Source organism: Klebsiella sp. HMSC25G12 (assembly GCF_001807705.1).
Taxonomy (GTDB): Bacteria; Pseudomonadota; Gammaproteobacteria; order Enterobacterales; family Enterobacteriaceae; genus Klebsiella; species Klebsiella variicola.
This window is the reverse complement of sequence record NZ_KV789926.1, coordinates 224,630-233,901: the sequence shown is the minus strand read 5'-3', so window position 1 is coordinate 233,901 and position 9,272 is coordinate 224,630. Positions and strand designations below refer to the sequence as shown.

General features: G+C 58.2%; 8 protein-coding genes and 2 tRNA genes. All 10 read right to left on the bottom strand.

Annotated elements, in window-relative coordinates; translation table 11 throughout:
• Nucleotides 1–70 precede the first annotated feature (70 nt).
• Nucleotides 71–147, bottom strand: a tRNA-Arg gene (locus HMPREF3096_RS26715).
• 4 nt (nucleotides 148–151) lie between these two features.
• Nucleotides 152–244: transfer RNA gene (locus tag HMPREF3096_RS26710), tRNA-Ser, on the bottom strand.
• Nucleotides 245–566: 322 nt separating this feature from the next.
• A complete protein-coding gene (csrA, locus tag HMPREF3096_RS26705; RefSeq protein ID WP_000906486.1) occupies nucleotides 567–752 on the bottom strand; it encodes a carbon storage regulator CsrA in 186 nt (61 codons plus the stop codon).
• A 364-nt stretch (nucleotides 753–1,116) separates the two neighbouring features.
• The gene (gene alaS, locus HMPREF3096_RS26700) at nucleotides 1,117–3,744 is read right to left on the bottom strand and encodes an alanine--tRNA ligase (protein ID WP_012540791.1); all 2,628 of its coding nucleotides are present in this window, start codon (nucleotides 3,742–3,744) and stop codon (nucleotides 1,117–1,119) included.
• 251 nt (nucleotides 3,745–3,995) lie between these two features.
• Nucleotides 3,996–4,496 carry a recombination regulator RecX gene (recX, locus tag HMPREF3096_RS26695; protein WP_008806152.1) on the bottom strand — a complete coding sequence of 167 codons (501 nt, stop codon included), beginning with the start codon at nucleotides 4,494–4,496 and terminating at the stop codon, nucleotides 3,996–3,998.
• Between the two features lie 70 nt (nucleotides 4,497–4,566).
• The gene (recA, locus tag HMPREF3096_RS26690; RefSeq protein ID WP_004205686.1) at nucleotides 4,567–5,625 is read right to left on the bottom strand and encodes a recombinase RecA; all 1,059 of its coding nucleotides are present in this window, start codon (nucleotides 5,623–5,625) and stop codon (nucleotides 4,567–4,569) included.
• Between the two features lie 90 nt (nucleotides 5,626–5,715).
• The gene (gene pncC, locus HMPREF3096_RS26685; RefSeq protein WP_012540790.1) at nucleotides 5,716–6,213 is read right to left on the bottom strand and encodes a nicotinamide-nucleotide amidase; all 498 of its coding nucleotides are present in this window, start codon (nucleotides 6,211–6,213) and stop codon (nucleotides 5,716–5,718) included.
• A 138-nt stretch (nucleotides 6,214–6,351) separates the two neighbouring features.
• A complete protein-coding gene (locus tag HMPREF3096_RS26680; protein ID WP_016161684.1) occupies nucleotides 6,352–7,230 on the bottom strand; it encodes a metal ABC transporter substrate-binding protein in 879 nt (292 codons plus the stop codon).
• Between the two features lie 7 nt (nucleotides 7,231–7,237).
• Nucleotides 7,238–8,101, bottom strand: a complete 864-nt coding sequence (locus HMPREF3096_RS26675) for a metal ABC transporter permease (protein WP_070544667.1) — start codon at nucleotides 8,099–8,101, stop codon at nucleotides 7,238–7,240.
• Entirely contained in the window at nucleotides 8,098–8,808 is a 711-nt protein-coding gene (locus HMPREF3096_RS26670; RefSeq protein WP_012540787.1) for a metal ABC transporter ATP-binding protein, read from the bottom strand. Before HMPREF3096_RS26670 ends, HMPREF3096_RS26675 begins: the two co-directional genes overlap by 4 nt.
• Nucleotides 8,809–9,272 lie beyond the last annotated feature (464 nt).

Sequence of the window (9,272 nt, the reverse complement as noted above, 5' to 3'; positions counted from 1 at the left end):
TATCCTCCCTGGTGCTGGCGATAATTTCGCAGCCCCTGCAACAACGATATCGCTATTACTAAGGAGAATATGGTGCATCCGGGAGGATTCGAACCTCCGACCGCTCGGTTCGTAGCCGAGTACTCTATCCAGCTGAGCTACGGATGCAAAATGGCGGTGAGGCGGGGATTCGAACCCCGGATGCAGCTTTTGACCGCATACTCCCTTAGCAGGGGAGCGCCTTCAGCCTCTCGGCCACCTCACCACACACGCCTCTTTCGAGTGCTTCGAAGAACTTGTTTCTGCTCTTCGTCGCTGCGATGGCGCACATATTACTTTCTGGTACTTATAAGTCAAACACTTTTTCGAGACCTTTTTTCGTTTGCACACTTCGCACGCAATTCGCGTGCAAAAACGGCAAAAAGGGCAATTTATCAACAGGAAATCAGACCTGACGCAGGCATAACGCCAAACAGCCAAAGCGGCAAAGGGTGATGAAAACCGGTATTGCGCAGGGGAAAAAGTGAAAAAGGCAAAAATAACGGCGGGAAGGGATGCGCCTCACTGAACAGCGAGGCGCGGAAACCTTAGTAACTGGACTGCTGGGATTTTTCAGCCTGAATACGCTGGTAGATCTCTTCACGGTGAACAGATACTTCTTTAGGGGCGTTTACGCCAATACGAACCTGGTTACCCTTCACCCCTAAAACTGTCACAGTGACCTCATCTCCAATCATGAGGGTCTCACCAACTCGACGAGTCAGAATCAGCATTCTTTGCTCCTTGAAAGATTAAAAGAGTCGGGTCTCTCGTATCCCGGCATTATCCATCATATAACGCCAAAAAGTAAGCGATGACAAATACCTTGCGGTATAAGGCAGTCATGGCATCACATTCTGTTAAACCTAAGTTTAGCCGATATACACAATTTCAACCCGACTTTATCGTTATCAGTACTTATGACGCAAGGTGCCGTTTCCCCGAGGTTACGGCACCTATACCCGCCATACTTCAAGTTGCCTGTGTGTTGGCTTTCCTCACTCACCCCAGTCACTTACTTGAGTAAGTTCCTGGGGATTCGCTGCGTCGCCGCCTTCCTGCCACTCGAATTATTTAGGGTATAGGCGTTTATAGTTATTACAGTTTTGCGCTGACCCAGCCTTTCACACTGGCTAACGCTGCAGGGAGAGCAGACGCATCGGTACCACCGGCCTGCGCCATATCCGGACGACCGCCCCCTTTACCGCCCACCTGCTGAGCGACCATACCAACCAGCTCCCCTGCCTTCACGCGATCTGTCACATCCTTAGACACACCGGCAATCAGGGAAACTTTACCGTCTGCGACCGTAGCCAACACCACAACCGTCGAACCCAGTTGGTTCTTCAGATCGTCAACCATGGTACGCAGCATCTTCGGCTCCACGCCGGCCAGCTCGCTGACCAGCAGCTTAACGCCGTTAATCTCTTCCGCTTTGCTGGAGAGGTTTGCGCTCTCCTGCGCCGCAGCCTGCTCTTTCAGCTGCTGCAGCTCTTTTTCCAGCTGACGGGTACGCTCCAGCGCGGCGCGAACTTTCTCGCCGAGATTGTGGCTGTCGCCCTTCAGCAGCTGTGCGATATCGCTGAGCTGATCGCTCTGCGCGTGCAGCATGGCTATCGCGCCTTCGCCGGTTACCGCTTCGATACGGCGCACGCCAGCGGCGGTACCGGACTCAGAGGTGATGCGGAACAGGCCGATATCACCGGTACGCGCCGCGTGAGTCCCGCCGCACAGTTCGGTGGAGAAGTCGCCCATCTGCAGCACGCGGACGCGGTCATCGTATTTCTCGCCGAACAGCGCCATGGCGCCGGATGCGCGCGCGGCATCGATATCCATAATGTTGGTTTCGATAGCCAGGTTACGACGGATCTGCGCATTGACCAGATCTTCGACTGCACGGATCTCTTCCGGCTTCATCGCTTCGAAATGCGAGAAGTCAAAGCGCAGCGCTTTATCGTTAACCAGCGAGCCTTTCTGCGCTACATGGGTGCCGAGCACCTGGCGCAGCGCCGCATGCATCAGATGCGTCGCGGAGTGGTTCAGACGGATACGCTGACGGCGAGCCTCGTCCACATCGGCCTGCACCGCGTCGCCCACTTTCAGGGAACCGCTGGCGACTTTACCGATATGACCAATGGCCTGACCGTACTTCTGCGTGTCGCTGACGGCGAAGGAGAAGCCTGCGCCTTTCAGTTCGCCTTTATCGCCCACCTGGCCGCCGGACTCCGCATAGAACGGGGTCTGGTCGAGGATCACCACCGCTTCCTGGCCCGCGCTGACACTATCCACCGCTTTACCGTCGATAAACAGCGCAGTCACTTTGCCGTTCAGCTCCAGATGATCGTAGCCTTTAAATTCAGAGGCGCCGTCAACGCGGATCATCGCGTTATAGTCAGCGCCGAAACCGCTGGACTCGCGCGCACGGCGGCGCTGCTCTTCCATGGCGGCCTCAAAGCCAGCTTCGTCAACTTTAATGTTGCGTTCGCGGCACACGTCCGCCGTCAGGTCGACCGGGAAGCCGTAGGTGTCGTACAGACGGAAGGCCGTTTCGCCATCCAGCGTGTCGCCTTTCAGCTTCGACAGCTCTTCATCCAGCAGCGCCAGTCCGCGCTCCAGAGTACGGGCGAACTGCTCTTCTTCAGTTTTCAGTACCTGCTCAACCTGAGCCTGCTGCTGTTTCAGTTCTTCACCGGCGGAACCCATCACGGCGATCAGCGGGGCAACCAGTTTCCAGAAGAAGGTGTCCTTCGCGCCCAGCATGTTGCCGTGACGGATCGCACGGCGAATGATGCGACGCAGCACGTAGCCGCGGTTTTCATTCGACGGGATCACGCCGTCAGCAATCAGGAATGCACAGGAGCGAATGTGGTCGGCAATCACACGCAGCGACTTGTTCGTCAGGTCGGTCGCGCCGGTGACTTTCGCCACGCTGGCGATCAGATCGCGGAACAGGTCGATATCATAGTTGGAGTTAACGTGCTGCAGCACGGCGGCAATACGCTCCAGCCCCATACCGGTATCAACGGACGGCTTCGGCAGCGGCTCCATGGTACCGTCAGCCTGACGGTTGAACTGCATGAAGACGATGTTCCAGATCTCGATGTAGCGGTCGCCGTCTTCTTCCGGGCTTCCCGGAGGGCCGCCCCAGATGTGATCGCCATGGTCGAAGAAAATCTCGGTGCACGGGCCGCACGGACCCGTGTCGCCCATCTGCCAGAAGTTATCAGAAGCAAACGGCGCGCCTTTGTTGTCGCCGATGCGGATGATACGCTCGCGCGGAACGCCTACTTCGTTAGCCCAGATGTCGAACGCTTCGTCATCGGTCTCGTAGACGGTAACCCACAGCTTCTCTTTCGGCAGGGCGAACCAGTTTTCACCGGTCAGCAGTTCCCATGCGTATTTGATGGCATCCTGTTTAAAGTAATCGCCAAAGCTGAAGTTGCCCAGCATTTCAAAGAAGGTGTGGTGACGCGCGGTGTAACCGACGTTTTCCAGATCGTTGTGTTTACCACCCGCACGCACGCAACGCTGCGCGGTGGTCGCGCGCGAGTAATTACGTTTGTCGAGGCCAAGGAAGACATCCTTGAACTGGTTCATCCCGGCGTTGGTAAACAGCAGGGTTGGATCGTTGTGCGGTACCAGGGAGCTGCTGGCAACTACCTGATGTCCCTTACTATGGAAAAAGTCGAGAAACGCCTGACGGATCTCAGCGGTGCTCTTGCTCATAATTATCCTGAAATCAAGCTACACGTCATCCTTCAAGTCGCCTCTGTCCTGGCTGCGCTTGCTCTCCCGGCACCGAACTGACGTGCGTTCCAGAAGATGTTCTCTCTTGCCGCCCTGATGCAGCTTGAATGATTTTGTGTATAAGGAATAATCGCCCTGGACGCTGTCTGTACTGTCACAACCAGCGGCCCGACGGAATAAAGTGGGAATAAGATAAGTTTTCTTTACGGCGAAGTAAAATCCCCGATGGGTCAATCTGCAAAATTTCGCCAGATTTCCTGGATATCTTCCATCAGGTAGCCGCGGTAAAGCAGGAATCGCTGAACTTTCACTTTTTCAGTAAAGGCGGAAGGTAACGGTTCGCCGTATTTACGCTGCGCCTGCTCCCTGGCAAGGCTCACCCAGTCGATATCACATTCGCGCATCGCCTGTTCAACGTCCTGGCGGGCAATCCCTTTCTGGCTGAGCTCCTGACGAATGCGCGCCGGGCCATAGCCTTTGCGGCTCCGGCTGGCGATGAACTGGCCGACAAAACGGTGATCGTCGAGATAGCGGTTTTCGATACACCAGGCAACCACCTGCTCCAGCTCTTCGGGGGTGACGTCCAGCGCCTCGGGGCCATTTTTGCTCATTACTGGTGCAGCCAGTTTGCGCCGCAGCTCCTGTTCGCTGTGGTCGCGCATGGCCAGAATGCGGATAGCGCGGTCCAGCAGGCGAGCGTAGCCGGAGCGGCGTGATGAAGGTTCAGTCACAGGCACCTCAATAATCTAAGAAATGCAAAAGGGCCGCATAAGCAGCCCTTTATCACTCTGTTAGACGATATTAGAAATCTTGTTCCGTTTCTTCTGCGTCGTTGCCGTCAACGGCGAAGTCCGGCGTAGAGTCCTGGTTGTTGAGCAGCAGTTCGCGAACTTTCTTCTCAATTTCTTTCGCCGCCGCCGGGTTCTCTTTCAGCCAGGTGATCGCGTTCGCTTTACCCTGACCAATTTTGTCGCCGTTGTAGCTGTACCAGGCGCCCGCTTTCTCAATCAGCTTCTCTTTCACGCCCAGGTCAACCAGCTCGCCGAAGAAGTTGATGCCTTCGCCGTAGAGGATCTGGAATTCAGCCTGTTTGAACGGCGCGGCGATCTTGTTCTTCACCACTTTGACGCGGGTTTCGCTGCCGACGACATTGTCGCCCTCTTTCACCGCGCCGATGCGGCGGATGTCCAGACGCACGGAGGCGTAGAACTTCAGCGCGTTGCCGCCGGTGGTGGTTTCCGGGTTACCGAACATTACGCCGATTTTCATACGGATCTGGTTGATGAAGATCAGCAGCGTGTTGGACTGCTTCAGGTTACCCGCCAGCTTACGCATCGCCTGGCTCATCATACGCGCCGCGAGACCCATGTGAGAATCGCCGATTTCGCCTTCGATTTCCGCTTTCGGCGTCAGCGCCGCGACGGAGTCGACGACGATAACGTCAACCGCGCCAGAGCGCGCCAGCGCGTCACAGATTTCCAGCGCCTGTTCACCGGTATCCGGCTGAGAACACAGCAGGTTGTCGATATCCACGCCCAGTTTGCGCGCATAGACCGGGTCCAGCGCGTGTTCGGCATCGATGAACGCACAGGTTTTACCTTCACGCTGCGCTGCGGCGATAACCTGCAGCGTCAGGGTGGTTTTACCGGAAGATTCCGGCCCGTAGATCTCGACGATACGGCCCATTGGCAGACCGCCGGCGCCGAGCGCAATATCCAGAGAAAGCGAGCCGGTGGAGATGGTTTCTACGTCCATAGAACGGTCTTCACCCAGGCGCATGATGGAGCCTTTACCGAATTGCTTTTCGATCTGGCCCAGTGCAGCCGCCAACGCTTTCTGTTTGTTTTCGTCGATCGCCATTGTTACTCCTAATCATGCAGGGTGAAGCGTGTTCGCTTCGCCGTTAATATTTGTTCAGTTGAGGCAATTATACTGTATGGTCATACAGTATCAAGTGTTTTGTAGAAATTGTTGCCAGAGCAGATTGAGCGCATAGGCCGTCGCCTGACGACGCACCGCTTCGCGGTCTCCGGCAAAGCATTCGCGCCGCGTCACGCCTTGCCCGCTCACGCTGGCGACACCAAACCACACCGTGCCGACCGGCTTTTCGTCGCTGCCGCCATCCGGCCCGGCGACGCCGCTAACGGAGATGGCATAGTCCGCGCGCGCCGCGCGCAGTGCGCCGATCGCCATCTCGACCACCACCGGTTCGCTCACTGCGCCGTTGTCCCGCAGCGTCGCTTCGCTGACGCCGATCATTTGCGATTTGGCTTCGTTGCTGTAGGTCACAAAGCCGCGTTCAAACCACGCTGAGCTGCCGGCAATATCGGTGATCGCTTTCGCTATCCAGCCGCCGGTGCAGGATTCCGCCGTGGTCACCGTCGCACCGCGCGCCTTCAGCGCCCGGCCCACCTTCTCGCTTAGCTGCATTAATTCTGAATCGGTCATTATCGCCCCGCTTTGGTCTGGATAAAGAGGCCATCAAAGATAGCACTTTCCACAGAGATATGGGGACGAGGTGTGGAATTTACGAGGGGACATCCAAAATGAATCATCCCGGCGACGCCGGGATGATAAATCGCACGATTACTTCATGCTGGCGGCGATCAGCGCCACGTTATGACGCATCATTTTCACATAGCTATCCGCGACGCCACCCGGTGCGGAGAGCGCCTCCGGATAGAGTTCGCCCCCCGGCTGGGCGCCTGTCGCGCTGGCGATTTGCTTCACCAGCCGCGGGTCAAGCTGGTTCTCCATAAACCAGGTATGGACGCCATCGGCTTTGATTTGCTTAATCAGCGCCGCCACCTGCGCCGCGCTGGCCTCGCTCTCTGAAGAGAGCCCCTGTGGCGCGAGGAATGTCACATTGTAAGCGCGGCCAAAATAGCCGAAGGCGTCATGGCTGGTCAGGACCTTGCGCTTTGCCAGCGGAATGGCGCTGAACTGCGCTTTCGCCCAGCCGTCGATATTCGTCAACTGCTCGATATAGCGCTTGCCGCTGCTGGTCAACGCCGCTTTATCTTCCGGGTCGGCTTTCACCAGACCATCGAGGATATTCTGCGCATACAACGCACCGTTCGCCGCGCTGTTCCAGGCGTGGGGATCGGTCACCGTTTTGCCATCCTCATCAAGGGTATGGGTCTTGACGCCTTTCGAGGCCACCACCAGCTCGCCCTTAAAACCAGAGGCCTTAATCAGACGATCCAGCCACCCTTCCAGCCCCAGGCCGTTGACCACCACCACGTCGGCCTTGCTGAGCAGCGCACTATCTTTCGGCGAGGGCTCGAAGGTGTGTGGATCGCCGTCCGGGCCGACCAGCGTATCGACATGGACATGCTCGCCGCCGACCTGCTGCACCATATCACCCAGCACCGAAAAACTGCTTACCACGTTCAGAGTTTTTGCCATCGCCCCCTGCGCCATCAGCCCCAAAGCCAGCGCCACAACCATTGCACTACGTTTCATCATTTCCTTACCCCATCAATTTGCGCCAGCCGATCAGCAGCCGGCTATGCGTGCCAAAAAACAGCGAAATAAAAAACAGCGCGCTGGCGGTCAGCACGATGGCGGGCCCGGCGGGAAGACTGGCCGCCCAGGAGAGACTTAATCCCAGCCAGGCGCAGAGTGCGCCGGAGAGCGCCGCCAGCAGCAGAATGCCCGGCAGCGTTCGCGCCCAGCAGCGCGCGGCAACCGCCGGAAGCATCATCACCCCTACCGCCATCAGCGTGCCGAGCACCTGAAACCCCGCCACCAGATTAAGCACCAGCAGCGCCAGAAACAGTCCATGCAGCAGCGCGGGAAGGCGGGGGTGGTTCACCTGCAGCCAGGCGCTGTCGAACGCCTCGCTGACCAGACCGCGATAGCACAGCGCAATGCACAGCAGCGTCAGGTTGGCGACGCCGCTGACAAACAGCGCCGCGTCACGATCGACCGCCAGAATAGAGCCAAATAACAGATGCAGGAGGTCGACGCTGGAGCCGCGCAGCGACACCAGGGTGACGCCCAGGGCCAGCGATCCCAGATAAAATCCGGCAAAGCTGGCGTCCTCTTTTAACGGTGTCCGCCGGCTCACCCACCCGGCCACCAGCGCCACCACGATGCCGGCGATGAAGCCGCCCAGGGTCATGGCCAGCAGCGACATGCCGCTCAGCAGATACCCCACCGCCACCCCGGGGAGAATGGCGTGCGACAGCGCATCGCCCATCAGGCTCATACGCCGCAGCAGCAGGAAGACGCCCAGCATGGTGGTGCTCAGCGACAGCGCCAGACACACCACCAGCGCCCGGCGCATAAAACCAAATTCAATAAAAGGCTGAAAGAAGGTGTGCCAGATCATGCCGACCTCGCATGACTGAAAGCCGGAAGTACCGCCCGGGTGACGCCCCAGCAGGCGCGTTGGGAAGTCAGCAGCAGCGTCTCGGGGAAAAAGTCGGCCACCCGCTGGTTATCATGCAGCACCGCCAGGATGGTCTGCCCCTGCTGATGCATCTCGAGGATCAATTCCATCAGTTCCCGGCAGGTCGCTTCGTCGATGCCGGTGAAGGGCTCGTCGAGCATCACCAGCGGCGCCTGCTGCACCATCACCCGGGCAAACAACATGCGCTGAAACTGGCCGCCGGAGAGCGCCTCAATCGGCGATTTCGCCAGACCCGCCAGCCCGACCCGCTCCAGCACCGCGCTGATACGTCGCCGGGTATCGCCGCCCAGACCGCGTAGCAGCGACACGCCGGGCCATGCGCCCTGACTCACCACATCCTGCACGTTGAGAGGAAACTGCGACTCGAGGGCATGGCGCTGCGCCAGCCAGCCAATCACCGGCCGTTTCCCCTGCCAGCGCAGGCGGCCACTGACCGGTGGTAGAAACCCGGCGAGCGTTTTCAGCAGCGTTGATTTTCCGCAGCCATTGAGGCCAACGATTGCTGTCAGGCTGCCGGGGCATATCATCCCGCTCAACGGTGGGGTGATCGCCACCCCGTCATAGCCAGCGACCAGTTGCTCCAGCTCAATCATGGCAGCGCCACCGCCCACCAGGTCGCTAACCATAGCGCCACCAGCAGCACGCCTGCGATGGTCGCGCGCGTCGCGCCGGAGGCCATAAAAACTGATGTGAACATATTTCACCTCTTTTAATGTTATAACATAACAATACAGAAGCGAAAAAAGAATGTAAATCAGTGTCAGTGGGCAGAAATGTAACAAAGGTCAACAAGAGGCATGCGGGCGGGAAAAAACGAGAGGTTAAGCGCGGCCTCCCCGGCGTCATCCCCCGGTCGCGCTGCGCTTACCGGGGCTAGCAACCGGATACCGCATCGTAGCCCGGATAAGGCGCTGGCGAACTCCGCCGCCAACGTGCGGATGACGGCGTGTAACGTAGCCGCTGTGTTGCCGATGGGTGACAAGCTGTCATTGAACTCTCCCCTGGTCGCGCTGCGCTTACCGGGGCTACCAACCGGATACCAGACCGTAGCCCGGATAAGGTGCTGGCAAACTCCGCCGCCAACGTGCGG